At 65.4% G+C, this 25,667-nt stretch carries 27 protein-coding genes and 1 tRNA gene; 15 read left to right on the forward strand and 13 right to left on the reverse strand.

What is annotated here, in order from left to right; translation table 11 throughout:
* From CFR76_RS03400 to CFR76_RS03415, 4 genes are all read right to left on the reverse strand, one after another.
* On the reverse strand, positions 1-786 hold a 786-nt coding region (locus CFR76_RS03400; RefSeq protein WP_279628919.1), incomplete at its 3' end, for a 1-deoxy-D-xylulose-5-phosphate synthase N-terminal domain-containing protein.
* 5 nt (positions 787-791) lie between these two features.
* Positions 792-1,727 (reverse strand): polyprenyl synthetase family protein, encoded by a 936-nt coding sequence (locus tag CFR76_RS03405; RefSeq protein ID WP_408884348.1) that lies wholly within the window; start codon positions 1,725-1,727, stop codon positions 792-794.
* 8 nt (positions 1,728-1,735) lie between these two features.
* Complete coding sequence (locus CFR76_RS03410) at positions 1,736-1,966, reverse strand: exodeoxyribonuclease VII small subunit (protein WP_025438679.1); 231 nt, start codon at positions 1,964-1,966, stop codon at positions 1,736-1,738.
* Between the two features lie 101 nt (positions 1,967-2,067).
* Positions 2,068-2,334 carry a sulfurtransferase TusA family protein gene (locus CFR76_RS03415; RefSeq protein WP_110555860.1) on the reverse strand — a complete coding sequence of 89 codons (267 nt, stop codon included), beginning with the start codon at positions 2,332-2,334 and terminating at the stop codon, positions 2,068-2,070.
* Positions 2,335-2,457: 123 nt separating this feature from the next.
* Here CFR76_RS03415 and CFR76_RS03420 point away from each other — a divergent pair, with 123 nt between their 5' ends.
* Positions 2,458-3,366 (forward strand): ROK family protein, encoded by a 909-nt coding sequence (locus tag CFR76_RS03420; RefSeq protein ID WP_110555861.1) that lies wholly within the window; start codon positions 2,458-2,460, stop codon positions 3,364-3,366.
* A gap of 30 nt (positions 3,367-3,396) precedes the next feature.
* On the opposite strand, the gene CFR76_RS03425 is transcribed toward CFR76_RS03420, so the two are convergent.
* Both CFR76_RS03425 and CFR76_RS03430 read right to left on the reverse strand, forming a co-directional pair.
* Positions 3,397-4,161 carry an RlmE family RNA methyltransferase gene (locus tag CFR76_RS03425; protein WP_110555862.1) on the reverse strand — a complete coding sequence of 255 codons (765 nt, stop codon included), beginning with the start codon at positions 4,159-4,161 and terminating at the stop codon, positions 3,397-3,399.
* Between the two features lie 12 nt (positions 4,162-4,173).
* A complete protein-coding gene (locus CFR76_RS03430) occupies positions 4,174-5,304 on the reverse strand; it encodes a Ppx/GppA phosphatase family protein (RefSeq protein WP_110555863.1) in 1,131 nt (376 codons plus the stop codon).
* Positions 5,305-5,469: 165 nt separating this feature from the next.
* Here CFR76_RS03430 and CFR76_RS03435 point away from each other — a divergent pair.
* Both CFR76_RS03435 and CFR76_RS18215 read left to right on the forward strand, forming a co-directional pair.
* A tRNA-Gln gene (locus tag CFR76_RS03435) sits at positions 5,470-5,543 on the forward strand.
* 222 nt (positions 5,544-5,765) lie between these two features.
* The gene (locus tag CFR76_RS18215) at positions 5,766-6,044 is read left to right on the forward strand and encodes a hypothetical protein (RefSeq protein WP_208623922.1); all 279 of its coding nucleotides are present in this window, start codon (positions 5,766-5,768) and stop codon (positions 6,042-6,044) included.
* 134 nt (positions 6,045-6,178) lie between these two features.
* Here the strand turns inward: CFR76_RS18215 and CFR76_RS03445 are convergent, their stop codons facing one another.
* Together CFR76_RS03445 and CFR76_RS03450 are read right to left on the reverse strand one after the other, a co-directional pair.
* The gene (locus CFR76_RS03445; RefSeq protein ID WP_110555864.1) at positions 6,179-7,165 is read right to left on the reverse strand and encodes an AAA family ATPase; all 987 of its coding nucleotides are present in this window, start codon (positions 7,163-7,165) and stop codon (positions 6,179-6,181) included.
* 173 nt (positions 7,166-7,338) lie between these two features.
* Complete coding sequence (locus tag CFR76_RS03450; protein ID WP_110555865.1) at positions 7,339-8,067, reverse strand: SDR family NAD(P)-dependent oxidoreductase; 729 nt, start codon at positions 8,065-8,067, stop codon at positions 7,339-7,341.
* 227 nt (positions 8,068-8,294) lie between these two features.
* Between CFR76_RS03450 and rpmI the strand changes: the two genes are divergently transcribed.
* From rpmI to lpxB, 6 genes are all read left to right on the forward strand, one after another.
* Positions 8,295-8,498 (forward strand): 50S ribosomal protein L35, encoded by a 204-nt coding sequence (gene rpmI / locus CFR76_RS03455; protein ID WP_007400447.1) that lies wholly within the window; start codon positions 8,295-8,297, stop codon positions 8,496-8,498.
* 14 nt (positions 8,499-8,512) lie between these two features.
* A complete protein-coding gene (rplT, locus tag CFR76_RS03460; RefSeq protein ID WP_010513542.1) occupies positions 8,513-8,869 on the forward strand; it encodes a 50S ribosomal protein L20 in 357 nt (118 codons plus the stop codon).
* Positions 8,870-9,058: 189 nt separating this feature from the next.
* On the forward strand, positions 9,059-10,129 hold the full coding sequence (gene pheS, locus CFR76_RS03465; RefSeq protein ID WP_110555866.1) for a phenylalanine--tRNA ligase subunit alpha: 1,071 nt from the start codon (positions 9,059-9,061) through the stop codon (positions 10,127-10,129).
* A gap of 3 nt (positions 10,130-10,132) precedes the next feature.
* The gene (pheT, locus tag CFR76_RS03470) at positions 10,133-12,595 is read left to right on the forward strand and encodes a phenylalanine--tRNA ligase subunit beta (RefSeq protein WP_110555867.1); all 2,463 of its coding nucleotides are present in this window, start codon (positions 10,133-10,135) and stop codon (positions 12,593-12,595) included.
* Positions 12,576-13,607 (forward strand): phosphate ABC transporter substrate-binding protein PstS, encoded by a 1,032-nt coding sequence (pstS, locus tag CFR76_RS03475; RefSeq protein ID WP_110555868.1) that lies wholly within the window; start codon positions 12,576-12,578, stop codon positions 13,605-13,607. Before pheT ends, pstS begins: the two co-directional genes overlap by 20 nt.
* 340 nt (positions 13,608-13,947) lie before the next feature.
* Positions 13,948-15,177, forward strand: a complete 1,230-nt coding sequence (gene lpxB / locus CFR76_RS03485; RefSeq protein ID WP_110555870.1) for a lipid-A-disaccharide synthase — start codon at positions 13,948-13,950, stop codon at positions 15,175-15,177.
* Here the strand turns inward: lpxB and CFR76_RS03490 are convergent.
* Genes CFR76_RS03490 through ygfZ form a run of 3 tightly spaced genes read right to left on the reverse strand, consistent with a single transcriptional unit; the run spans position 15,116 to position 16,632 of the window.
* Positions 15,116-15,361 (reverse strand): hypothetical protein, encoded by a 246-nt coding sequence (locus CFR76_RS03490; RefSeq protein ID WP_110555871.1) that lies wholly within the window; start codon positions 15,359-15,361, stop codon positions 15,116-15,118. The genes lpxB and CFR76_RS03490 overlap by 62 nt on opposite strands.
* The gene (gene hisI / locus CFR76_RS03495; protein WP_110555872.1) at positions 15,345-15,764 is read right to left on the reverse strand and encodes a phosphoribosyl-AMP cyclohydrolase; all 420 of its coding nucleotides are present in this window, start codon (positions 15,762-15,764) and stop codon (positions 15,345-15,347) included. The genes CFR76_RS03490 and hisI overlap by 17 nt, the downstream gene beginning before the upstream one ends.
* 37 nt (positions 15,765-15,801) lie before the next feature.
* Positions 15,802-16,632 carry a CAF17-like 4Fe-4S cluster assembly/insertion protein YgfZ gene (gene ygfZ, locus CFR76_RS03500; protein ID WP_110555873.1) on the reverse strand — a complete coding sequence of 277 codons (831 nt, stop codon included), beginning with the start codon at positions 16,630-16,632 and terminating at the stop codon, positions 15,802-15,804.
* Positions 16,633-16,717: 85 nt separating this feature from the next.
* Between ygfZ and CFR76_RS03505 the strand changes: the two genes are divergently transcribed.
* The 5 genes from CFR76_RS03505 to CFR76_RS03525 all read left to right on the forward strand — a co-directional run bounded on the left by CFR76_RS03505 (position 16,718) and on the right by CFR76_RS03525 (position 22,198).
* Positions 16,718-17,617 carry a glycosyltransferase family 9 protein gene (locus CFR76_RS03505; protein ID WP_110555874.1) on the forward strand — a complete coding sequence of 300 codons (900 nt, stop codon included), beginning with the start codon at positions 16,718-16,720 and terminating at the stop codon, positions 17,615-17,617.
* Positions 17,618-17,844: 227 nt separating this feature from the next.
* A complete protein-coding gene (locus CFR76_RS03510; RefSeq protein WP_110555875.1) occupies positions 17,845-18,540 on the forward strand; it encodes a hypothetical protein in 696 nt (231 codons plus the stop codon).
* Between the two features lie 40 nt (positions 18,541-18,580).
* The gene (locus CFR76_RS03515) at positions 18,581-19,954 is read left to right on the forward strand and encodes a PQQ-like beta-propeller repeat protein (protein WP_110556061.1); all 1,374 of its coding nucleotides are present in this window, start codon (positions 18,581-18,583) and stop codon (positions 19,952-19,954) included.
* Between the two features lie 16 nt (positions 19,955-19,970).
* Positions 19,971-21,395 carry a ribosome biogenesis GTPase Der gene (der, locus tag CFR76_RS03520; RefSeq protein WP_110555876.1) on the forward strand — a complete coding sequence of 475 codons (1,425 nt, stop codon included), beginning with the start codon at positions 19,971-19,973 and terminating at the stop codon, positions 21,393-21,395.
* A gap of 206 nt (positions 21,396-21,601) precedes the next feature.
* Positions 21,602-22,198, forward strand: a complete 597-nt coding sequence (locus tag CFR76_RS03525; protein WP_110555877.1) for a nicotinamidase — start codon at positions 21,602-21,604, stop codon at positions 22,196-22,198.
* A gap of 123 nt (positions 22,199-22,321) precedes the next feature.
* On the opposite strand, the gene CFR76_RS03530 is transcribed toward CFR76_RS03525, so the two are convergent.
* Positions 22,322-23,665 (reverse strand): GntT/GntP/DsdX family permease, encoded by a 1,344-nt coding sequence (locus tag CFR76_RS03530; RefSeq protein WP_110556062.1) that lies wholly within the window; start codon positions 23,663-23,665, stop codon positions 22,322-22,324.
* Positions 23,666-23,872: 207 nt separating this feature from the next.
* On the opposite strand from CFR76_RS03530, the gene CFR76_RS03535 reads away from it, so the two are divergent.
* Positions 23,873-24,622, forward strand: a complete 750-nt coding sequence (locus CFR76_RS03535; protein ID WP_110555878.1) for a dienelactone hydrolase family protein — start codon at positions 23,873-23,875, stop codon at positions 24,620-24,622.
* Here CFR76_RS03535 and ubiA read toward each other — a convergent pair.
* Positions 24,612-25,529, reverse strand: coding sequence for a 4-hydroxybenzoate octaprenyltransferase (gene ubiA, locus CFR76_RS03540; RefSeq protein WP_110555879.1), 918 nt, complete (start codon positions 25,527-25,529; stop codon positions 24,612-24,614). The two genes, CFR76_RS03535 and ubiA, sit on opposite strands and share 11 nt — an antisense overlap.
* Positions 25,530-25,667 lie beyond the last annotated feature (138 nt).

The following is a 25,667-nucleotide window of genomic DNA, read 5'->3' on the forward strand; positions in this document are numbered from 1 at the left end:
CTCGAACAGCGTGCCGCCGGTCATGATGCCGCGCGCGTATTCATCCGCCTTCTTCGCCGTGCGCTCCAGCCGGCCGGGCAGGCGCTTGGCCATCTTGGCGGCGAGTTCGCGCAAGGAGAGGAACTTGCGCGAGGACATCAGCCGCGAGAGGTAGTTCGACATCGCGCCCACCGGGGGCGCGATCGACATCTCGTTGTCGTTCAGCACCACGATCAGGCGCTCGGCGCCCGGGCCGCAATGCGACGCGTTGTTCATGGCTTCGTACGCCATGCCCGCCGAGATCGAGCCATCGCCGATCACCGCGATCACGTTGCGCTCGCGGTAGGAGGGGTCCTCCTCCGCGCGCAGGTGGTGGGCGACGGCCATGCCGAGGCCGGCGGAAATGGAGGTGGAGGAATGCGCCGCGCCAAACGGGTCGTATTCGCTCTCGCTACGGCGCGTGAAGCCCGAAAGCCCGCCTGGCTGGCGCAGCGTGCGGATGCGCGCGCGCCGCCCGGTCAGGATCTTGTGCGGATAGGCCTGGTGGCCGACATCCCAGATCACCCGGTCGTCGGGCGTGTCGAACACGGCATGCAGCGCCACGGTCAGTTCGACCACACCCAGCGACGCGCCAAGGTGCCCGCCGGTGGTGGACACGGCATCAATCGTCTCGGACCGCAGTTCATCCGCCAGCTGTTTGAGCTGCTCCACCGAAAGGTTGCGCATGTCATGCGGCATGCGCACCCGGTCAAGCTGGGGGTAGCGCCCAAGGGTCGGGATGTCGGCTGGCGTCTTGGTGTCGGTCATGTCACTCAGTTCCTGCGCTCGACCACGTAATGGACCAGATCGCGCAGGCGATCAGCCTCGGGGCCAAAGATATCGATATGGGACAGGGCCTGTTCCGCAACACGGCGGGCTTCCTGTGCTGCCCCTGCCACGCCCAGCAGGGCGACATAGGTGGACTTGCCGGCGGCTTCGTCCTTGCCTGCGGTCTTGCCCAGTTCCTCGGCGCTGGCGGTGGCGTCCAGCACGTCATCGGCGATCTGGAAGGCGGCGCCAAGGTCGCGGCCATAGGCGGAAATGCGCTGCCGCACGTCATCGCTGGCCTGGCCCAGGATGGCCCCGGCCTCGGCCGAATAGCGGATCAGGCAGCCGGTTTTCAGCGCATGCAGGCGGGCGACTTCTTCCAGCGACAGCGCGCGGCCTTCGCCTTCCATGTCGATCATCTGGCCACCGACCATGCCCGCAGCACCCGATGCATCGGCCAGCGCGCGGACAAGGTTGATGCGCACATCGGCACTGGCATGCGTCAGCGGGTTGGCCAGGATGTCGAACGACATGGTCTGCAGCGCGTCACCGGCGAGGATGGCGGTGGCCTCATCGAACTTGCGGTGGGTGGAGGGCTGGCCACGGCGCAGGTCGTCATCATCCATCGCGGGCAGGTCATCATGCACCAGTGAATAGGCATGCAGCATCTCGACGGATGCCGCGACACGGTCGGCCCCTTCCGCGCTGGCCCTGAACAGGCTGGCCACTTCGGCCACCAGGTAGCCGCGCAGGCGCTTGCCGCCACCCAGCGTTGCATAGCGCATGGCGTCGACCAGGCGGGCCTCGCCCCCTTCGACGCGCGGGAGGAGGCGGTCGATCATGCCCTCGATCGCCCTGGCGCGCGCGGACATGGATGCACGCAGACGGACCATGCGATCCGTACCGTCTGTTTGGGACGAGGTTGCTGTTGTTTGGCTCATCTGGTGCATCAATCCATCGGTTTTGCATCCAGCGCGCCATCGGCGCGCTGGACAATCGCCTGGACGCGGGCCTCGGCCTCGTCCAGTTTTTTCTGGCAGTACTGTCGCAGGGCGGCACCACGTTCATAGGACGTGATCGCGTCCTCCAGCCTGAGCTGGCCGACCTCAAGCTGCCGCACGATGGCTTCAAGTTCAGCCAGTGCGTCCTCGAATGAAAGGTTGGTCAGGTCGTCGGTCATCTGCTGGTGGTGCTTCCTGAAAATAACTTGGCTGGCGCAGGCATTACATCCTTGGGGGGCATCCTGCCAAGGGGACAACTGGTTTTACGCTATTTTGGCACCTATGCGGGGCGGGGCGCGCCTTGGGGCGCCGCGTCGGGGTCGGGCCTGCGGCGGATGACGAAGGACAGCGTGCCGCCTTCCTCGCCAAAGGCGATCAGGGCATGGCCCGTTTCACGGCAGAAAGCCTGGAAATCCGCAACGGATGCCCGGTCGGTCGCGATCACGCGCAGCCGCGCGCCCGGTGGCAGGCCACGCAGCATGCGGTTGGCCTTGAGCACGGGCAGGGGACATGTCAGGCCGCGCGCGTCTAGCAGGATCTCACTCATGGGGGGCCATGTCTCCTTGGTGGTGGGCAGCTATGCTTGTGCATCAGGGTTTGCTGTTGCGTGCAGGTACGATCATAAAAGAAAATGCGCCACTGATAAAACATGATGAAAGAAAGACTCTGGATGGCCACCTATCGTATTGGAATTGATTTTGGGGGCACCAAGATCGAAATCGCAGCCCTGGCGATGGATGGGAGCGAACGCGTGCGCCGGCGCATTGCCAACCCCGGCAACTATCCCGCCGCCATCGGGGCCATGTGTGACCTGATCCATGGGGTGGACAAGGAACTGGGGGGCACGGGCACGGTGGGAATCGGCATTCCCGGTTCCATCAGCCCCGATACGGGCGTCATCAAGAACGCGAATGCGACGTGGCTGAACAACCAGCCGCTGATCCGTGACATGACGGCGGCACTGGGGCGCGATGTCCGGATCGAGAACGATGCGAACTGTTTCGCCCTGTCCGAGGCGATCGACGGGGCCGGGGCGGGTCATCACAGTGTATTCGGCGTGATCATCGGCACCGGCATGGGGGCCGGAATCGTGATCGACAGGAAACTGCTGATCGGCCGCAACCACATTGCCGGTGAATGGGGCCATGTGCCGCTGCCGTGGCCACGGCTGGAGGAATTCCCCATGCCCAAGTGCTTCTGCGGAAACGAAGGGTGCATGGAACGTTTCCTTAGCGGTTCGGCGCTGGCGCAGGACTGGAAGGGACCCGGCCACCGGAGCGCGGCCCATATCGAACAGGAAGCCGAGGCCGGCGACCTGACCGCAATCGGCGCGCTGGACCGTTACATGGACCGCATGGCGCGGGCCTGCGCCATGGCGATCAACTTCATGGACCCCGACGTGATCGTGCTGGGGGGCGGGGTGTCCAACCTTGAATCGATCTACGAACGCGTGCCGCGCCTGATGCGCCGCTATGTCATCACCCCCAACTGCACCACGCCGATCGTGCGCAACCGCCATGGCGACAGTTCGGGCGTGCGCGGGGCGGCATGGCTGTGGGATGACCATCACGTTGACTGACCCCGCGGGGGCAGCCGGCGCGGCCCGCGGTCAGCCTTCGGCGCTGTCGCGGCCGCGAAAGCCGGTGGCCACCACGTAAAGCTCGCTCGATTCCTTGCGGCTGGCCGGGGGCTTGGCGTGGCGGACCTGCGTGAACATGCGCTTGAGGTCCGCCAGCATCTGCTTTTCCGACCCGCCCTGGAACACCTTGGCCACGAACGTGCCGTCGGGGGCGAGGATGCGGGTGGCGAAATCCAGCGCCAGTTCCGCCAGCCCGATAATGCGCAGGTGGTCGGTGGGCGCGTGGCCGGTGGTGTTGGGGGCCATGTCCGACATCACGACGTCGGCACGCCCGCCCAGCAGGCCGGTCAGGCGGTCGGGCATGTCGGGGTCATTGAAATCCCCTTCGATGATGGTCGCCCCCGGCACCGGGTCAACCGGCAGCAGGTCCACGCCCACCACCTCGGCAGCGCCCCGCTTGACCGCGACCTGTGCCCAGCCGCCGGGCGCGGCCCCAAGGTCGACCACCCGCGCGCCGGGCTTTATCATATGGAAGCGGTCATCAAGTTCGATCAGCTTGAAGGCTGCGCGGGAACGCCAGCCCTGTTTCTGGGCAGCCTGCACATACGGGTCGTTAAGCTGGCGCTGCAGCCAGCGGTGCTGGGCGGTGGTGCGGCCGCGCGCCTTCTTGACCGTGACGGTCTTGGTGCGGTTGGCCTGCGCGGCGCGTCCGTCCGTGCTGCTGTCGCCTGTGCCGGGTGTCAGGCTGCTGGTACGGGCCTTGCCCGGTATGCGGGTAGTGGAACGCTGTTTCATGACGGGACGCGGTCAGGGACTGACCCGGTGCTCCATACGATTATGCAGGGGGAAGGAAGGCGGCGGGGCGGAAAGGCCGCCATGTCGCCTGCGGTCCCCAATCATGCGTAAAAGCAGTCCGTCGCGCAATCCCCGGTCTGCCACCGTGACCTCGGCCATGGGCCATGTGGTGGCGATGGCCTCGAATATGGCGCAGCCGGGCAGCATGTAACGCGCGCGTTCCGGGCCGATCAGCGGATTGCGCGCAAGCCCGTCCATGCCCGACCGGCGCAGGCTGTCCACCAGGGCCAGCGCATGGGGTACCGACAGGCTGCTGCCATCAATCCCGGCGCGTTCGTAGCGGTCCTGTCCCTGCGCCAGACTGGCCAGCGTGGTGACGGTGCCGCTGGTGCCCAGCAGCATGACATTGCCGCGCGCGATTTCACGGGTAATGCAGTGCACGTCATCAAACCCGCGCAGCATGTCGCTGATCTCGCTGACCACGGCGCGATAGCCCCGGTCGGTAAAGATGTCCGCCCCGTGGCGTTCGCCCACGGTCATGATGCCGGTTGGCAGGCTGACATAGCCCGACAGGTCATGCCGCCCGGCGGCGCGGTCGATTCGCGCCCATGCGATTTCGGTCGATCCCCCGCCGATGTCGAACAGCAGGCCCCGCCCGGTGGCGTGGGGGTGGGACTGCAGCAGGGAATTGCAGGCCGCAAGCGCCAGTTCGGCTTCCTCCCGCGCGGAAATGACCGAAATGTCCAGCCCGGTTTCGTGCAGGACGCGGGCGATGAAATCCATGCCATTGCCCGCGCGGCGGCAGGCCTCGGTCGCGATGGCGCGATGGCCGTGCAGGTCGTACAGCCCCATGCGCGCCACACAGGTGCGCAGGGCGTTGATGGTGCGGTCCATCGCCGCTTCCGCCAGTTGGCCGGAATGGTGCAGCCCTTCGCCCAGGCGCACGGCGCGGCTGAAACTGTCGATGACACGCAGGCCCTGCTCCCCCGCGCGGGCGACCAGCAGGCGGCAGTTATGGGTGCCAAGGTCAATGGCGGCATACAATGGTGCGCGCAGGGCACGGCGATTCATCGCGGAAGCGGGGGAAGGGATGTTCCCCTGCGGGCGTATCTTTGCGCTGAGCGTCTGCTGGACCATGTTCATCCAAACCCGTTGACGGCCAAGGTATTACCTATTGTGTTGAGTGTTCTGCATAAAACGCAAGACAAAAGAGAAAATTCGCAAAAAAGACAATGCAGGGGTTGCGCCCCGAATGGCTGGCGGCTATATGCCTGATCACCGCAGCGCATCGCGCCGCTTTCTCCTTGCTGGGGGATAGTTTAGCGGTAGAACTACCGGCTCTGACCCGGTCAGCCCTGGTTCGAATCCAGGTCCCCCAGCCATTTATTCCCATGAATATCATATGTTTTCTGGTGCGGCTGGCATGTCCTGTTTCAGGGTGCATGCAGGCAATGCGCCCGATTTCGCATGCGCGCGGGCCAATGCTCAGGATAGCGGCCATGTCCGCCTGATGGATGCCTGACCGCGCGGGTTCCGGATGTGTCCTTAGAGACTGTTTGAAAAGTCAGATCATGATAGCGCGTTAAAATTAAAGAAAGTTTTTGGTGAAGCTTTTTGCAAAAGCTTCGAAAGAACGCCGCCTTTTTGAGAAAAAGGCGGCACCCAAAAACTTTTATTGTTTTTTATCAATGATTTGTTTTCAAACAGCCTCTAAGGACTTCGGGGGCGGGATGGCCGAAGGTCTTTTCGTATGGATGCGTGGTGCTTGCATCCATATCGCTGAGGTATCCCCAGTCATTCCCGTTGCCATCAAAGGCAATGGTCGCAAAATTCATGCACATGTGCGGCTGGCATCCATCAGGATTAGGCAATGCCGTTTATGACATGGGCCGGGCCGGTTTCGACGGACAGGAAGTTGATGACGGTATTTCGTGTCCTTCCATATGGACCCCGTGCCGGGGTGGCGTCGTGGTGTTGGTATCATATGCCCGTTTTTTATGATGCCCGGCCCCCCGGGTCAGCATTTTGCCCAGTCCCTGACCTGCTGGTCCACAATGATTTCCACCATGCGCCGGAGCGCTCGCATGTCGCCGGTGAAATTCTGCGCCAGCACGCGCTGCTCCACGCCATCCAGGGTGAACCAGCCCGGCCGCAGGTTCCGTTCCTGTTCGATCTGGCGAATGATGTTCAGGGACAGGGCCGGGGCGTGGGTGGTGTCCGGGCTGTCCACATGGATGATATGGCAACGTGATTTCAGCGGTTCCGACACGGTGGACAGGTCGTTGGCCGTCAGGACCCAGCGCACGCGGCTGACATCAACCGGCACATTCAGGAAGACATCCCGGAACTGCGTGCATTCGCCCCTGTCGAGGAATTGCAGCAGCGCGTTCTGCACGCTGCCAAACCGGCCCTCGGTCGGAGCCTTGTCCACTTCATCAAGGATGACGCACGGGTTGGCCATGCCGGTCGCGGCCAGGCATTCCACGATGGTGGAGGGCTTGGCGTCGCCAAATGTCTGGTGCGTGCCGGTCAGGGACAGGGGATCGCCCATCGCGCCCACATTCATGGCCATGACCTCGTAACCCAGCGTGCGGTAATACATCCGCGCCACCGTGGATTTGCCGCATCCCGGTGGCCCCACCAGCAGCACGGGCCGCGCAATGCCCGGCGTGCCCCATTCCAGCCGTTTCAGGTCGGCCTGCGCCATGGCCCTGATGGCGTCCAGGGCGTGGGGGCAGGCCTGCTCCACGTCCCGGATGCGGGCGCGGATGTCGGCTGGTTCATGAATTTTGACGGGATGGGCAAGCCTGCGCACCGATTCATAAGGATCGGGCTGGGTCCTGCGCCTGTGTTCCGGGAACTGGTAATGTTCCGGCAGGACACGGACATAGGTGCAGGGGTCGGGCCGGTAAGGCGCTGCATCGGCGAGGGGGGATGGTTCCTCCCCGTCATGTGCGCCGCTTTCCAGTGCGATCAGGAAATCAAAATCGTCCGATTCTGGCATCTTCTGTCCTCATTATCCCGTTCACGTTCCATCTGGCTGGCGTGCACGGTCGTATGAGGAGCCGGAATGTTTTCATGGCCCGACCATACCATGTCTGGCCGGGCAGGTTCCACAACAAATGGCGGCGGGGCAAATGCGCGCGCGGCGGGAGCGCCTTGCGCGCATCCACCCGGTCAGGCGGCCAGGCCGCCATCCGTTGTCAGGGCGGACCCGGTGATGAAGCTGGCCGCCGGGCTGGCAAGGAACGAGACGACGGCGGCGATATCGCCGACCGTGCCGTATTCCTTGTGGCACATGAAGCTGCGCAGCATGTCGGCGGCGGGGCCAGTGGCGGGGTTCATGTCCGTGTCGATCGGGCCGGGCTGGACCACGTTGATGGTGATCCCGCGCGGGCCAAGGTCACGCGCGGCGCCCCGCGCAAACCCGTTCAGCGCCGACTTGGACGCCGAATACAGCGAAATGCCGGGGAAGGGGGAGCGGTCGGCGAAGGTCGACCCGATCAGGATGATCCGCCCGCCCTGCGTCATGTGGCGCGCGGCCTCGATGGTTTCGATCATCACGGCGCGGACATTCAGGCCCAGCACCGCATCGACCTGTTCGTCCGTCATGTCGGCCACGTCGCCATAGGGGTAGATGCCGGCATTGCACACCAGCGCGTCGATCCGCCCCATCTCGGCCACCACGCGCCGGATGGCGGCGCGGTTGCCATTGCCTTCGCCATCGCAGCGTATGGCCATGGCCCGGCGGCCCAGCGCCTTGACCTCGGTAACCGTCTTCTGTGCCGCCTGTTCGTTGCGGGCGTAGGAAATGGCGATATCGTAGCCATCCTGCGCCAGTGATTTCGCAATGGCGGCGCCGATGCCGCGGCTGCCGCCGGTAATGTAGGCAACGCGTTGTGTCATTGTGCTTTACTCCTGTTTCCAGCCTGTCATTTCCCCCTACAGCACCGCGCGGGTGGGGGAAAGCGCATGCATGTGCGCGGAAGGGACTTGATCGCGGGGGGCGGGTTGTCTATAGCCTGCCTGTTCGCGCGTCCGGGCCTGTAGGGCATGCCCGGCCGCAATGGAGTGCCTGCGCCTGCCGTAACGGGCGGGCAAAGGCACGGGCACCAGACATTCAGGAGAAGAAAATGCCCAAGATGAAGACCAAGTCATCGGTCAAGAAGCGGTTCAAGATCACCGCCACCGGCAAGGTGCTGGCAGGTCCGGGCAACAAGCGCCACGGCCTGATCAACCGCTCGCAGAAGATGAAGCGCACGAACCGTGGTTCGCAGGTGCTGACGGAAATGGACGGCCGCACTGTAAAGCAGTGGGCGCCCTACGGTCTGGCATAAGGAGCACCTGATACATGGCACGTGTGAAACGCGGCGTAACCACCCACGCCCGCCACAAGAAGGTTCTCGAACTCTCCAAGGGGTTCCGGGGCCGTTCCTCCACCAACTACCGCATCGCGCTGGAACGTCTGGAAAAGTCGCTCCAGTACGCCTATCGCGACCGCCGCAACAAGAAGCGTGAATTCCGCGCCCTGTGGATCCAGCGCATCAACGCGGCCGTGCGTGAACATGGCCTGACCTACAGCCGTTTCATCAACGGCCTGGACAAGGCCGGCATCGAGATCGACCGCAAGGTCCTCGCCGCCATTGCCTATGACGATGCGGCGACCTTCGCTGAAATCGTGAAGAAGGCGCAGGCCGCTCTGGCCTGAACCCTGTCCCGCGCCCGCGTGGCGACAGGTCCACGAAACGGGTCGTCCCATCGGGCGGCCCGTTTTGTTTTTAATGCAATGCCCGTGCCGTACCCGTTGCCGGTGGCGGGCGCAATTCCATGCGCCGGGTCTGGCCCGCCGGTAGATACCCCTTGCCAGCCCGCCCGACGTGAGCCTGTGCGAGGTGCTATGAGTGACGATCTCGAAACCCTTAGGGAACAGACAGTTCAGGCACTCGCTGCCGCGACCGACCAACGCGCGTGGGATGCGGTGCGCGTCGGCACGCTGGGCAAGTCGGGCAGCCTGACCGCACTCCTCAAGCAGCTTGGGCGCATGACACCGGATGAGCGGCGCACGCGGGGTGCTGCCCTGAACCGGCTGCGCGACGAACTGACCCGCCTGATCGAGGCGCGCGGGCAGGAGCTTGAGGCGGCTGCACTGAACGCCCGGCTTGCGGCCGAGCGCGTGGACGTAACACTGCCCTGCGCGCCGGAAGCCGAGGGCGCGCTGCACCCCATCACCCGCACGATCGAGGAAATGGCCGCCATTTTCGGCGCGATGGGCTTCCAGATCGCCGAAGGCCCGGATATCGAAAGCGACTGGCACAATTTCTCCGCCCTGAACACGCCTTCGCACCATCCCGCCCGCACGGACCAGGACACGTTCTACCTGCCGCCCGAAGCCGAGGGCCAGCCCGAGCGCGTGCTGCGCACCCAGACATCGGGCGTGCAGATCCGCACCATGCTGGGGCATGAGCCGCCCATCCGCATCATCGCCCCCGGCCGTACCTATCGCGCCGACCATGACGCCACCCATTCGCCCATGTTCCATCAGTGCGAGGGACTGGTGATCGAAAAGGGGATCACGCTGGGCCACCTCAAGGGATGCCTGTCGGATTTCCTGCGTGCGTTTTTCCAGATGCCGGACCTGCCGGTGCGCTTCCGCGCGTCCTATTTCCCCTTTACCGAACCGTCCATGGAAATCGATATCGGCTGGTCGCGCAGGACCGGGCAGATCGGCGCGGGCGATGACTGGCTGGAAGTACTGGGCGCGGGCATGGTCCATCCCCGCGTGCTGGCCAATTGCGGGCTGGACGCGCGGCAGTGGCAGGGCTTTGCCTTTGGCATGGGGATCGAGCGGCTGACCATGCTGCGCCACGGCATTCCCGACCTGCGGTCGTTTTACGAAAGCGATGTCCGCTGGCTGCGCCATTACGGCACCAGTCCCCTGTCTCCCGCCCTGCTGCACGAAGGTCTGTGATCGATGAAGTTTTCCCTGTCATGGCTGCGCGCGCATCTCGAGACCACGGCGACGGTTGAAGAAATCTGCGCCACGCTGAACACCATCGGGCTGGAAGTCGAAGGCGTTGAAGACCCCGGCGCGTCCCTTGCGTCCTTCCGCACCGCCCGCATCATCGAAGCGGTCCAGCACCCCAATGCCGACCGCCTGCGTGTGTGCCAGGTCGATGCGGGCGAGGGGTTCGAGCGCGTGCAGGTCGTCTGTGGCGCGCCCAACGCGCGTGCGGGCCTGCATGTGATCTTTGCCCCGCCGGGCACCTTCATTCCCGCCAGCGGCATCACCATCAAGGCCGGCAAGCTGCGGGGCGAGGCCAGTGGCGGCATGCTATGCTCGCTGCGTGAACTGGGACTGGGCGCGGAAAGCGACGGCATTGCCGAACTGCCCGAAGGGACCGCGCCGGGACAGTCCTATCCGCTGTTCGCGAAGCTGGATGACCCGGTCATCGATATCGCGATCACCCCCAACCGTGGCGACGCGCTGGCGGTGCGTGGCGTGGCGCGCGACCTTGCGGCGGCGGGGCTTGGCAGCCTGAAGCCGTGGCTTGCGGAAACGGTGGAAGGGCGTTTTGATACCCCCATCAACTGGCGCATCACCTTCCCCGAAGCCTGCCCGTGGGTGCTGGGGCGTGTCATCCGTGGCGTAAAGAACGGCCCCAGCCCGGAATGGCTGAAGCGGCGGCTGGAATCCGTGGGCCTGCGCCCGGTCTCCGCGCTGGTGGACATCACCAATTTCTTCGCCTTCGACCTTGGCCGCCCGTTGCACGTGTTCGACGTGAACAGGCTGATGGGCGATGAACTGACCATCTGCCGAGGTGCTGGCGAAACCTTTACCGCGCTGGATGGCAGCGAACACGTCATGACGCCCGATGACTGCGTGATTGCCGACGGGCGCGGCGTGCAGTCGCTGGCCGGTATCATGGGCGGGGCCGAAAGCGGGGTCAGTGACGGCACCACGGATGTATTCGTGGAATGCGCGCTGTTCGATCCGGTGACCATCGCCCTGTCGGGGCGGCGGCACAACCTGCATTCCGATGCCCGCCAGCGGTTTGAACGCGGCGTGGACCAGGCTTTACCGCCAGCGGCTCTGGAAGCCGCGACCCGCATGATCCTTGACCTGTGTGGCGGGGAAGCGGGCAGCGTGGTTTCCGCCGGGGCGGAACCGGCATGGCAGCGGCAGGCGCATCTGGAATTCGCCCGTCTGGAAACGCTGGGCGGACTGGTGGAGGAACCCGACCACGCCGTGCACCTGCTGGAAGGTCTGGGTTTCAGGGTGCGCGAATGCGACGCGCGGCATGTGGTGGTGGATGTGCCCTCATGGCGCAATGATATCGCAACGCCCATGCTGCTGGACCAGCAGCCCGACCTGCCGCCCGCCCGCGCGCAGGCGGCGGCCGAGGGGGCGGCGGCGATTGATCCCGAAGTGGACCTGATCGAGGAAGTGCTGCGCCTGCGTGGGCTGGACAGCGTGCCCGCGGTGTCCCTGCCGGTGGGCAATGCCGTGCCGGTGCCAGCCTTCACCCCGCGTCAGGGCCGTGTCGCCAGCCTGCGCCGCCAGCTTGCCGCGCGCGGGTTGCTGGAAACGGTGGGCTTTTCATTTGTGGCACAGGATCAGGCGGCCGAATTTGGCGAAACGCCCACGGACCTGCACCTGCTCAACCCGATCGCGGCCGACCTGGACCAGATGCGGCCCACGCCGCTGGTCAACCTGCTGGCGGCGGTAAAGGGCAACGCGGCGCGTGGCTATCCCGATCTTGGCCTGTTTGAGGTCGGACCCGGCTTTGGCCCCGAGGGGCAGAAGCTGGTGGCCGCCGGTATCCGCAGCGGCCATTCCCCGCGCCTGCCCGGACAAGCGGCGCAGCCGGTGGACCTGTGGCAGGCCAAGGCCGACGCGCTGGCGGGGCTGGCGGCCATGGGGGCGGCGATGGAGGGGCTGGGCATCACCACCGATGCCCCGTCCTATTACCATCCCGGGCGCTCGGGCGTGATCCGGCAGGGGCCGAAGCTGGTGCTGGGGCATTTCGGGCAGTTGCATCCCGCCCTGCTGGCCGCGCGCGGCATTGATGTGCCGGTGTGTGCGTTCACGCTGTATCCCGATGCGGTGCCCGAACCCAGGCGCAAGCGCAGGACGCCGCCGGTGCTGTCCACCTTCCAGCCGCTCAAGCGTGATTTCGCCTTTGTGGTGACGGCCGATGTTCCGGCGGAAAAGCTGCTGAAGGCTGTCAGGGGGGCGGAGCGCAACCTGATTGTGGCCGTCAGCCTGTTTGATGTTTATGAAGGCGACAAGATCCCGGCGGGGCACAGGTCGCTGGGCGTGGAGATAACCCTTCAGCCAATGGACAGGACCCTGACCGATGCCGAAATCGAAGCTGTCTGTGATCAGGTTGTCGCAGCCGCGCAGAAAAGCTGCAATGCCACCCTGCGTGGCTGATCGGTACCGGCTGCGTGGCATCGGGCTGGGGATGGCGGTTGTGCTGGGCCTGGCCTGCGGCCACGCCCACGCCACGGAAATCACCGGGGCCGGGTCCAGCTTCGGCGCGCCCATTTATGGCGCGTGGGGGGAAGGGGCCGCGCATGCGACGGATATCCGCCTGAATTACCAGACCATCGGCTCGGGTGCCGGGCAGAATCAGGTCAAGGCCCGTACGGTGGATTTCGGTGCCTCCGACGCGCCCATGACGGCGGCGCAACTGGCGCAGTTCCACCTGATCCAGTTTCCCACGGTCATGGGGGCGATCGTGCCGGTGGTGAACCTGCCCGGTGTGGATACCAGCCGCCTGTGCCTGACGGGGGAACTGCTGGCGCGGCTTTATGCGGGGGACATCACCATGTGGAATGATCCCCGGATTGCCGCGGAAAATCCGGGCCTGTCCCTGCCCGCCATCCCGGTGGCCCCGGTGCGGCGCGCGGACGGGTCGGGCACGACGTTCGTGTTTACGTCCTATCTTGGCCGTGTCTCCCCCCAATGGGCGCGGGCGCAGGGCAGCGGGACATCCATCGAATGGCCGGTGGGCGAGGGCGCGCGCGGCAATGACGGCATCGCCGCCGCCGTGCGCAATACCGAAGGCAGCATCGGCTATCTGGAATACGCCTATGCGGCGGGCAACCACATGGCGATTGCCGGAATGCGCAACCACCACGGCGATCTGGTCACCGCCGGGCCGGACAGTTTCGCGCAGGCCGTGACCACCGCCCACTGGGCGGGCGATGACAGCCATTCCGCCGATGTGCTGGATGGGGAGGGTCCGGGCGCATGGCCCATCATGGCCGCGACCTATGTGCTGGTCCCGACCGACCGGGCCGACACGCCACAGGGCAGGGCGGTGCGCGCCTTCTTTGACTGGAGCATGCAGCACGGCAACGACGCGGCCCTTGCGCTGCGTTATGTCCCGCTGCCCGATGATATCCGCGTGACCATACGCGACCTGCTTAAAACGCACTGAAAAAGGGGAAAAACGCCACTTCATGTCAGCGCCGTGGTGTTGCCGCCCGTATTTGCGCGATGCCCTGGAAATCATGAGGAAGTTTTTGGTGAAGCTTTTTTCAAAAAGCTTCAAGGAACGCCGCCTTTTCGAAAAAAGGCGGCACCCGGACACTTTCATTGCTTTTTTATCAACGGGTCTGTCTGGGGCGGAAAGGCACCGGCAGGCATGGGTTCCGTCCCCTGTCGATATTGTCCACCCGGTCAGCCACAGGTTTTCATGACGGTGCCGGGCAAGCGGGACCGCAATTTTTACAACAGGCATTTGCGCTGCCTGACCCGACACGATAAGCCGGTCAGGCATGACTGACACTTTCCCCGCACGCGCGTCCGCCACGACGGTTTCCACCAGCCCCACCATCTGGATCATGGCGGGGGAGGCCAGTGGTGACGTGCTGGGTGGCCGCCTTATGGCGGCGTTACGCGCGCTATGTCCCGATGTGCGGTTTGTGGGGATCGGCGGGGAGCGCATGCACGCGCAGGGATTGCATACGCTGTTCCCGCTGCGTGACCTTGCCGTCATGGGCCTTATGGAAGTGCTGCCCAAGGTCCGGCACCTGTCGCGCAGGCTGGATCAGGCGGTGGCGGATATTACCGACCGGCGGCCCGACCTGGTCATTACCATCGACAGTCCCGGTTTTACCCTGCGGCTGCTGCGCCGGATCGCGCCGCTGTCCATTCCCCGCCTGCATTATGTCGCGCCACAGGTCTGGGCATGGCGTGAACACAGGGTGCGCGAATTCCCCGGCCTGTGGGAACGCATGCTGTGCCTGCTGCCGTTCGAGCCGGAATTCTTCGCCCGCCACGGGATCGAGGCGCGTTTTGTCGGCCACCCCGTCCTGCAGTCCGGGGCGGATACCGGCTCCGGCCCCGCCTTTCGCGCCCGCCACGGCATCGCGGCGGATGCGCCGGTGCTGGTGCTGATGCCCGGCAGCCGCCGGTCCGAAGCGCCGCGCCTGCTGCCGGTATTCGGGCGCATGCTGGCCATCGTGCAACGCCGGGTGCCCGGTATCGTGCCTGTGGTGCCGGTGGCCCCGGTCATTGCGGATATCGTGCGCCGGGGGGTGGCGAAATGGCCGGTCCAGCCCGTTATCGTGACGGATGTGGATGACAAGCACGACGCGTTTGCCGCGGCCGATGCGGCCCTGACCAAATCCGGCACGTCCACGCTGGAACTGGCCATCGCCAATGTGCCCATGGCGGTGACCTACCGTGTCAATCCGCTGACAGCGGCCATGGCGCGGCGGCTGATCCGGGTGCCGTATGTGGCCATGGTCAACCTGCTGTCAGGCCACAGGCTGGTGCCGGAACTGCTGCAGGAACGCTGCACGCCCGAACTGCTGGCCCGGACCGTTGAGCGCCTGCTGGCGGATCAGCAGAGCCGCAGCCTGCAACGCGCGGGGTTTGGCCGGGTCCGCGCCGCCCTGCGCGGACCCGGCGCGGACCCGGCGCAGGCTGCGGCAGCCGAGATCATGGACCTGCTGGGGGCTGGCCCTGCGTTGGGGCGGCAGGCGGGGGAACACCCGGCGTAGCAGGCGCCGAGGTGCTGGGGGGCAGGGGTTCGTTTTCCGATATCAGGGCATGCAGCTCCGCGCGCAGCATGAATATGCCCATGATGATGGTGCCCAGCACGGTAATGCCGATCCAGACCAGCTTGCTGACCTGCTCGCGCTTTTCCTCGTCACTTACCACTGTCGTGTCAGGCTTTCTTGCCATAAAGGGTCTCCGCTGCGATGTCCGGTTGGGTTATTTCCACGATCCCTTCGGGGCGGAGCGCATTGTAGAAACAACTGCGCCGCCCCGTGTGGCAGGCAACCCCCTTCTGGTCCACCAGCAGCAGCACGGCGTCACGGTCGCAGTCAAGGCGGGCGTCAACCAGCGCCTGCACCTGCCCCGATGTCTCCCCCTTGCGCCACAGGCCATGGCGGCTGCGTGAATAATAGCACACGCGGCCCGTACGCAGTGTCTCATCCAGTGCCTCGGCATTCATCCATGCCAGCATCAGCACCTCGCCGCTGTCATGCTGCTGGGCAATGGCCGTGATCAGGCCGTCTTCATTGAACCTGACCCGGTCGATCATGGCCGCGCGAACGGCCTGGTCCGGGGGAGTGTAGGGCATGTCTCTCTAACCTTGGAAAAAGCTGGTGGGCGTACTGCTACTCCGCCCTGGCGGGCAGGGCAAACCACTGGGGCACATGCACGTGCAGCGCGTGGCCCCCTATGGTCAGGCCCGTGTCGTTGATGTGTTCGTTGCGGATCATCGCCATGCCGACCTTGTCGCGGGAGGAGCGCATCTCCCCCACCGTGGCCGTGCCGGACAGGATGGGCGTGCCGGGGGCGGGCAGGTCATGGTGGGACGTTACCGGCAGCAGGTGGCGGCGCACCAGCCCACGATACCGGGTGCGCGCGGTCAGTTCCTGCCCCATGTAGCAGCCCTTGGTCCACGAAATGCCGTTCAACTGGTCGAAATTGGCTTCCAGCAGCAGGGTCTTGCCGCTTTCGCAGTCCCGCACGCCATCGGGCAGGCCAAGCGACAGGCGCAGCAGGTCGTAATCGACATCATCCGCCGAAGGGTCGGCGATCGGGTGCCCCAGCAGGAACCGCCACCCCGCCTGCGGCAGGCGCGGGTCGGGGGCGGCCGGATAGCCGTCGGGCGCGGTGAAGCCTTCCCCCCATGCGGCATGGACGGCGTATCCCGTCTCGCTGATCTCCACATCCGCGCGCAGGCGGTAGCGCGACAGGCCCTGGCGCAGCATGGCGGCCTGTGTCGCGTCGCAATCGAGCAGCAGGCGCACGCCCTCGGGGTCGGCAAAGACAAAGAAATCAGCCAGCCACTTGCCCTGCGCCGACAGGAAGGCGGTCCACACGGCATGGCCGGGCGCCACCGCCGCCATGTCGTTGGACACCAGCCCCTGCAGGAAGGAGACGCGATCCGCACCCGATATGCTGAGGACGGCGCGATCGGAAAGATGAGCAATTCTGGCCATATGCGCAATCTGGCCATGCCCGCGCCCTCAGGCAAGGGGTAAAGAGAGGTTGGCACATAAGCAAAACCTGACTAGCACCGGGAAAATGCATATCCTGTTCATCACCTCCACCCGGCTGGGCGATGCCATCCTGTCCACCGGGCTGCTGGACACCCTGTTGCGGCGCTACCCGCAGGCGGATTTCACCATTGCCTGCGGGCCGGTGGCCGCCGGGCTGTTCGCGCATATGCCACGCCGCGTGCGCACCATCGAAATGGTCAAGCAGCCATGGGACCGCCACTGGCTGGAACTGTGGCGGCAGTGCCGGGGCACGAAATGGGACCTGTGCGTGGATTTGCGCGGGTCGGTCGTCAGCTATTTCCTGCGCGCGGGCCGGCGCCATGTCATGCGTGGCGGGCGCAGGCCGGGGCGGCGCATTACCCATATCGGCAACCTGCTGGGCCTTGATCCGGCTCCCCTGCCGGTTGTGTGGACCAGTGCGGCGGAACGCGCGCGGGCTGCCGGAATGCTGCCCGACGGGCCGCGCTGGGTCGCCCTTGGCCCCACCGCCAACTGGGATGGCAAGATCTGGCCCGCCGGGCGGTTTGTCGCGGTGTTCAGGGCGCTTCGGGAAGATGACCCGTCCCTGCGGCCGGTGATCCTGTACGGACCGGGGCAGGCTGAACGCGCGCGCGCGCAGGCGGTGCTGGAGCAGTTGCCGGACGCGCTGGATACGGGGGGCAACCTGTCGGTAACGCAGGTGGCGGCGCTGCTGGGGCGGTGCACGCTATTCATTGGCAATGATTCGGGATTGATGCACCTTGCGGCGGCGTGCGGGATTCCCACGCTGGGCCTGTTCGGGCGTAGCCGGGCATCGGAATACGCGCCATCCGGGCCGTGGGCGCGGGTGGCCATGGCCCCCGGCCCGGTGGGCAATGCCCCGATGGAAGGGCTGAGTGTGGCGCAGGTCGTGGCCTCCGCCAGGGCGCTGCTGCGTGACAGGTAGGGGCGGGAACGGTGAAAAACCCGAACTTTCTGCATTTCCGCCATGCTTACGGCTGGCGGTGGAAAACGGGCCGGTCTATGTGATCGGACAGGCAGGATGGCCGATCATGGCGCACCCACCCCGATATGGTGGTTTGCCGTGCCGTTTCAGGCCGGATATGGTGGGATCGACAATCACGACGCGCCGTGCGCATGGCGCCGCGCAAGCGAGCAGGGAACGACAGGAACGTGGCTGACGACATCTTCACGGAAGTCGATGAGGAAATCCGTGCCGAACGCATCCGGGCGCTGGCGCGCCGCTATCTGGCTGTCGCGGGGGCCGTGGTCGCGGTGGTGTGCATCGGGGCCGGGGGGTGGCAGTATTCCGTCTCCCGCGCGCACAAGGCGGATGCGGCGGTCTCGGCGGCCTATTTCACCGCCATGCAGGATACCGCCCGCGCGCCCGACAGCACCGGCATGGATGGAACGCTGACCACGCGCCAGAAAACCGGGCTGCAGGCGCTTGCGGCGCTGGATGGCCGGGCACGGCCGCCGCTGCGCATCCTTGCGCGGATGGAACGCGCGGCCCTGCTGGCTGGCAGCGGCAGCCTGCCCGCCGCCCTTGCCCTGTGGGATGGCGTGGCGCAGGAACACGCCACCGACCCGGTCATTGCCGCGCTTGCCAGCCTGCTGTGGGTCCAGCACCAGATCGACAGCGGCGACCCCGCCACCCTGCGTTCACGCCTTGCGGTGCTGGATGGCGCGGGCCAGCCATGGCGCGCCCAGGCCATCGAGGCCGAGGCCATGCTTGACCTGCGCACCGGCAGGGAAGCGGATGCCCGCGCCCGGCTGGAACGCCTGGCCATGGACATGTCCGTAACCGATGGCGTGCGCAACCGCGCCGAAGCCATGCTGCAGACCATGGGGGCGGACGCAGGTGGCTGACCCGACCCATGATACCCCCATGCCCACAGACAGGAAGACCATGAAACCAGCCCTGAGCCGCCGCCACGCGTTACTTGGTGCCGGGGCCGCGCTGCTGCCCGCCCTGGCCGCCTGTTCCGGCGCGCAGAAAAAGAAGCCGCTGCTGATCGGCCACCGTTCCGACGTGCTGCAGACCAAGGCCGGCCTGACGGTTGACCCCGAAGAAACGCAGGCCGTGACCGTGCCCGCCCCCACGGCGCTGCACGCATGGCCGCAGTCGGGCGTCAATCCCGACCATGTGGGCATGGACATCGCCTGGCGCGGGGCCATGCGGCATGAATGGACGCATGATATCGGCGCGGGCATTTCCGAACCCGAACCCCTGTATTACGTCGCCTTGGGCACAAGCGGGCGCGGCATTATCCAGGCCCCGCCGGTGGTCCAGAACGGCCGCATTTTCGTCATGGACGCGCAGGGTGTGATCCGGGCCTATCGCTGGCCCGCGATGCACAAGCTGTGGGAATACAACCCCAAGCCGCGCAAGATGCGTTCGGACAACCTGGGCGGCGGGATCAGCGTCGATGGCGACACGCTGTATGTCGTCGATGGCATAGGGCAGGCGCTGGCGCTGGACGCCGCGACTGGCAAGCTGAAATGGCGGGTCAACGTCCAGACCCCCGGCCGGTCGGCGCCAACCGTCGCCAACGGCCGCCTGTTCCTTGGCACCATTGACGAACACCTGTACTGCCTTGACGCCGAAAACGGCAACGTGCTGTGGACATACGCCGCGACCGCCGCCGATACCGTCATATATGGCCAGCCGGCCCCGGCCGTGGCGGGGGGCGTCGTGCTGGCCGGTTTCGGGTCGGGCGACCTTGTGGCGCTGCGCGCCGAAGGGGGCGAGGTGGTGTGGGCCGACACGCTGGGCAGCACCAACGGGCAGCAGGCGCTGATCGACTTTTCGTGCGTGCATGGCATGCCGGTCATCGCCGATGGCACGGCCTATGCCATAAGCACCGGCGCGGTGCTGGTGGCCATTGACATGCGTTCGGGCCGCAGGCTGTGGGAACGCGGCATTTCGGGGCAGAACACGCCGCTGGTGATCGGGGACTGGATCTTCATCATCTCCATGGACCAGCAGGTGGCCTGCCTCGACCGGCTTTCGGGCCATGTGCGCTGGATCACGCAGTTGCGCCAGTACGAAAATTCAGACAAGCAGAAGCGCGGCATCGTATGGAACGGCCCGCTTCTGGCGGGGGGCAAGCTGGTGTTTGTTTCCAGCTTCCCCGAAAACGGGGTCGCCATCATCGATCCGGCGCAGGGGCATATCGAATCCCTGCACAAGCTGCCCGGCCAGGTGACGACCGCGCCCATCGTGGTCGATAATCTGCTGTTGCTGCTGGACAATAACGGCTACCTTATCGCCTACAGTTAAAAAGAAAGTTGCCGCAGTGAGTTCATCTTTTCCATCCGCGCCAGTGGATGCGCTGCCGGTTGTCGTGATCGCGGGCAGGCCAAATGTCGGCAAGTCGACCATTTTCAACCGGCTGGTCGGTCGCAGGCAGGCGCTTGTGGCCGACACCCCCGGCGTAACCCGCGACCGAAAGGAAGGGCAGGCCGTCGTGCGTGGCCGCGCCATCCGCATCATCGATACGGCGGGGCTGGAAGAAGCGGCCCCCGATACGCTGTACGGGCGCATGCGGGCCTCGTCCGAATCCGCGGTGGCGGACGCGGACCTTGTGCTGTTCTGCATTGACGCGCGTAGCGGCCTGACGCCGGCGGATGAACATTTCGCCAACTGGCTGCGTCGCCAGGGCCGTCCCGTGCTGCTGGTCGCCAACAAGGCGGAAGGGCGGCAGGGGGCCGCCGCCGCCATGGAGGCGTTCTCGCTGGGCCTTGGCGCGCCGCTGGCCATCTCCGCCGAGCATGGGGAAGGTGTGGCCGACCTCATGTCCGAAATCGCCGACCGGCTGCCGCCCACCGACCTGCCGCCGGTGCACAAGGCCACGCGCCGCACCCGGCGCGAACAGGCGGAAGGCGAGGAAGAAGAGGACATCCGCCCCCCCGGTCCGCTGCGCCTTGCCATTGTCGGCCGCCCCAATGCGGGCAAGTCCACGCTGCTGAACCGCCTGCTGGGCGAGGAGCGGATGATTACCGGCCCGGAACCAGGGCTTACGCGCGATTCCATTGCCGTCATGCTGCATGATGACCAGGGGCCGATCCAGTTGGTCGATACCGCTGGCCTGCGCCGCAAGGCGCGGATTGACGAGACGCTGGAGAAGATGTCCGTCTCCGCCTCGATCGAGGCGCTGAAGATGGCGGAGGTCGTCATCCTCGTGCTTGACGCGACGCTGGGCGTGCATGAACAGGACCTGCAGATCGCCCGCCTGATCGAGCGTGAAGGCCGGTGCTGCGTGCTGGCGCTGAACAAATGGGACGCGGTGGAGGACCGGGCCGCGACCCGGCAGGCCATCAAGGACCGGATCGAGACATCGCTTGCGCAGATGCGCGGCATACCCGTCGTTGCGTTTTCCGCCATGACGGGGGCGGGGATCAACAAGCTGCTGCCCACCGTGCGCCGCGCCTATGACGTGTGGAACCGCCGTGTCGCGACCGGCGCGCTGAACCGGTGGTTCGAGATGATGGTCGAACGCCATCCGCCGCCGCTGGTCGATGGCCGCAGGCTCAAGCTGCGCTACATCACGCAGGCCAAGGCCCGGCCGCCCACGTTCATCGTGTTCGGCACCCGCACGGACCAGTTGCCGGAAGATTACCAGCGTTATCTGGTCAATGGCCTGCGCGAGACGTTTGACCTGCCCGGCACGCCAATCCGGCTGCTGCTGCGGGCGTCAAGCAATCCCTACGCCAGAAGCTGAACATGATGGTCCGGGTGGTTCTTCCGCCCGGATTTTCTGTTTGTGGTATTCATCATGGCTACCCTGCAAATCAGGAAAAGTTTTTGGATGCCGCCTGTTTTCAAGAAAGAGGCGTTCTTTGAAGCTTTTTGAAAAAAGCTTCACCAAAAACTTTTGTTTTTATCAATGATTTGTTTTCAGGCAGGTTCTGAAGGGAAAGACGGATCATGTCCCTGCGCATAACCGCCACGGATGCCCTGCTGATTATCGACATGCAGGCCGATTTCATGCCCGGCGGTCCTCTTGGGGTGCCGGGTGCGGACGGGCTGCCTGCCCTGATCAACCCGCTATGCAACCTGCCGTTTGGCGCAATCGTCGCAACACAGGACTGGCACCCGGCAGGACATGTGTCCTTTGTTGGGCAAGGTGGTCCGTGGCCCGCGCATTGCGTGGCGGGCACGCCCGGGGCGGACCTTTCGCCCGCGCTGGCGCAGGGGCATATCGGCGTGGTGCTGCGCAAGGGGCTGCATCCCGCCGTCGACAGCTATTCCGCCTTTGAAGACAACGACCATACCAGTCGCACTGGGTTGGATGGCCTGCTGAAGGGCAGGGGGATTACCCGCGTATTCGTGGTGGGGGTCGCACTGGATTACTGCGTGGCGGCTACCGCGCGCGATGCGGTCCGGGCGGGGTTTGCAACCTTCATCCTGCCCGATGCCTGCCGCGCCGTGCGGCAGGCCCCTGCATCAGTGCTGGCGGCACTGGGTAAAGAAGGAGTGGATCAGGCGCTGGCGGTGAATGTGCTGGCACATAACCTGGCCTGAAAATTAAAAGAAGTTTTTGGTGAAGCTTTTTTCAAAAAGCTTCGAAAGGCGCTGCCTTTTTGAAAATGGCGGCAGAGCCATCCGTGCTTTTTATCAACTGCTTATCTCGCAATCATCCCTCATCTATCCGACCACCAGCGAGATCATCATCGCGAATGCCAGTCCCAGCACGGCAATCAGGGTCTCGATCACCGACCATGTCTTGATGGTCTGCCCGACCGACAGGCCAAGGTATTCCTTGATCTGCCAGAACCCCGCGTCATTCAGCGGCCCCAGCGCCACGGACCCGGCCCCGGTCACGATCACCATCAGTTCGGGTGACGCCGCATGGGTGCGCAGCAGGATCGGCCCGACAATGCCAGCCGCCGTACTCATGGCCACGGTGGCCGACCCGGTGGCAACCCGCACCACCACCGCCAGCAGCCATGCCAGCACCAGCAGCGGCACGCGCGCCCCCACCGCCAGGTCGGTAATGGCCGACGACACGCCACTATCGACCAGCTCCTGCCCGAAACCACCGCCCGCGCCGACCAGCAGCATGATCAGCGCGGTGGGGGCCAGGCAGTCATTGGTGAATTTCAGGATGGTTTCACGGCTGAATCCACGCGCCGCGCCAAAGACCTGAAACGACAGCAGCGTCGCCAGCGCCAGGGCGATGTCGGTATTGCCGATGAAGTGCAGGGCGTTGTTCAGCGGCGTATGCGCCGTTGCCACCAGGTCGGCCATCGACCCCACCAGCATCAGGATGACGGGGGACAGGATGGTCATGACCGTAATGCCGAAACCGGGCATGTTTTCGGGCACGTCGTGGTTGACGAACTGTGCCTCCAGCGCGGAGGGCTGCACCGGCCCGATCCGCCCGGCGATGAAGCGCGCGTAAACCGGCCCGGCAAGGGCCGCCACCGGCGTGCCGATCACGATCCCCCACAGGATCGTCCACCCGATATCCGCATGGTAGGCCGACAGCGCCAGCAGCGTTGCGGGATGGGGCGGGATCATGGCGTGGGTGACCGACAGCGCCGCCCCCATGGGCAGCGCCAGCAGCAGCAGCGGCGTATTGGTCCGCCGCGCCAGCGTGAACGCCAGCGGGATGAGCAGGACGAACCCGACCTCGAAAAACACCGGCAGCCCCACCAGCAGGCCGATCACCATCATGGCCCAGCTGACGCGCTTTTTGCCCGCAAGGCTGGTGATCGTGACCGCGATCCGGTCGGCCCCGCCCGATTCCGCCAGCATCTTGCCCAGCATGGTGCCCAGCGCGATGACGGTCGCGACGTGCCCCAGCACGCGCCCCGCGCCGGCTTCGAACGATGCGATGGCCTTCTGTGGCGGCATGCCCGCCCCCAGCGCCAGCGCCAGCGAGACCGCGAACAGCACGATGAACGGGTTGATCCTGAAGCGCGCAATCAGAACCACGACGGCTACGATCGCCAGCGATGCGAGGGAGAGGGCGAACAGGGATGACATCATGGTTTCTGTAATGAATTCATGCCCTATACAGGCCGGGGATATGATTGAATGTCAACGACGGAAGCCTTTTTTGCGCAATATTTGAACAAAAATACCCTATTTTTCTGTCCTGATATTACAAAAGCGGCAGGGCGCTCCACCCCTCGGTGGGGATGGCGTATGCTGCTATCATGACCCTTTGCCCTATGGAGCGCGCGTACTGCCATGATTATCCTTTCAGACGAAACGGCTGACATTCCAACGCCATCAGGCATGATGCGGATGCATGTTTTCCGTCCGGCCATTGCGGGACGCTTTCCCGGACTTGTCCTGTTTTCGGAAATCTATCAGGTGACGGCCCCCATCCGCAGGCTTGCGGCGATGATGGCGGGACTGGGGCATGTGGTCTGCGTGCCCGAGGTCTATCATGAATATGAACCGGCGGGGACCGTGCTGGCCTATGACAAGCCGGGCACCGACCGGGGCAATTTCCTCAAACACGAAAAACCGCTTGCGGGTTATGACCATGATGCGCGCGCGGCGCTGGACTGGCTGGAATCCTGCCCGCACTGCACCGGCGCGCTGGCCACGATGGGCGTGTGCCTTGGCGGGCACCTGGCGTTTCGCGCGGCCCTCGACCCGCGCGTGCGGGCGACGGTGTGTTTCTATGCCACCGATATCCATGCCCACAGCCTTGGCCATGGCAAATGCGATGATACGCTGGCGCGCGTGGGCGAGATGAAGGGGGAGGCGCTGCTGGTCTGGGGGCGGCAGGACCCGCATGTACCCTTTGCCGGGCGGCAGATGATCCGCGAGGCGCTGGAACAGGCGGGCACCCGCTACGAATGGCATGAATTCAATGCCCAGCATGCCTTCCTGCGCGATGAAGGGCACCGCTACGATTCCGCCCTGTTCCTGCAATGCATGGACATGGCCCGGACCTTCCTGGGCCGGACCATGCATCTCAGCGCGTAAGCAGCCCCGCCAGCATGGCCAGGGCGATGACAAGGCCGGTTTCGCGGTTGAAGCGGAACAGGCGCAGGCATCCGGCCGGGTTGCGCGGGTCCAGCCGGCTGACCTGCCATGCCAGCAGCACGCCGGCCACGGGCAGCGCCAGCCAGAACCCGTAGCCCGTATGGGCCAGCCATCCCGCCGCCGCCAGTCCCGCAACCGTCAGCGCGTAGCATATGCCCACGAACAGCCGCGCGTGTCCCGCCATGAGGCGCGAGGTGGACCGCACGCCAATACGCGCGTCATCCTCCATGTCCTGAAAGCCGTAGATCGTATCAAAGCCAAGCTGCCAGACGATGGTCGCGGCATATAGCGCGAACAGCGCGGGGGTGATGCGGTCCGCCGCCGCGGTAAAGCCCAGCGGCGCGCCAAAGCCGAACGTGAACCCCATGACCAGTTGCGGCCACCACGTCACCCGCTTGGCCAGCGGGTACAGCCCGACAAGGATGAGCGAGGACGCGCCCAGAACCTGCGACAGGGTATTGAGGTTCATCAGGATGTTGAACCCGATCAGCAGCAGGGCGGCGAGGAACAGCGCCGCCTCGCGCATCGACAGCGCGCCCGACGCCAGCGGGCGGCCCGCCGTGCGCGCCACCTGCCGGTCGATGTCGCGGTCCCACATGTCATTGACCACGCAGCCAGCGCCACGCATCACGATACTGCCGATACCGAACAGCACGATCAGGAAAATACGCCGCGCCATCGGCACGCCCGGTGGCAGCAGGATGCCCCATATGCCCGGCAGGAACAGCAGCCACGTGCCAATGGGCCGGTCCAGCCGCGCCAGCAGCGCATAGGGGCGCAGGCGCGCGGGCAGGCGGCCGATCCAGCCATCCACCCGGATGTCCGTATGGGGTACAGGCTGGTCCACGGGGCAACTCCTTCGGGCTTGGTCGCAGTGGGGCAGGGTTTGCCGATGACGGATCGCCCCGTGGCTGCTAATGGCGAAACAGATGGGCCGGAAGACCCCGCCGGGTCAAGACCGGCCCCGGCGTTATGATTTAGGTGC

Origin of the sequence: Komagataeibacter swingsii (assembly GCF_003207895.1) — a bacterium.
In the GTDB taxonomy this organism is placed as follows: domain Bacteria; phylum Pseudomonadota; class Alphaproteobacteria; order Acetobacterales; family Acetobacteraceae; genus Komagataeibacter; species Komagataeibacter swingsii.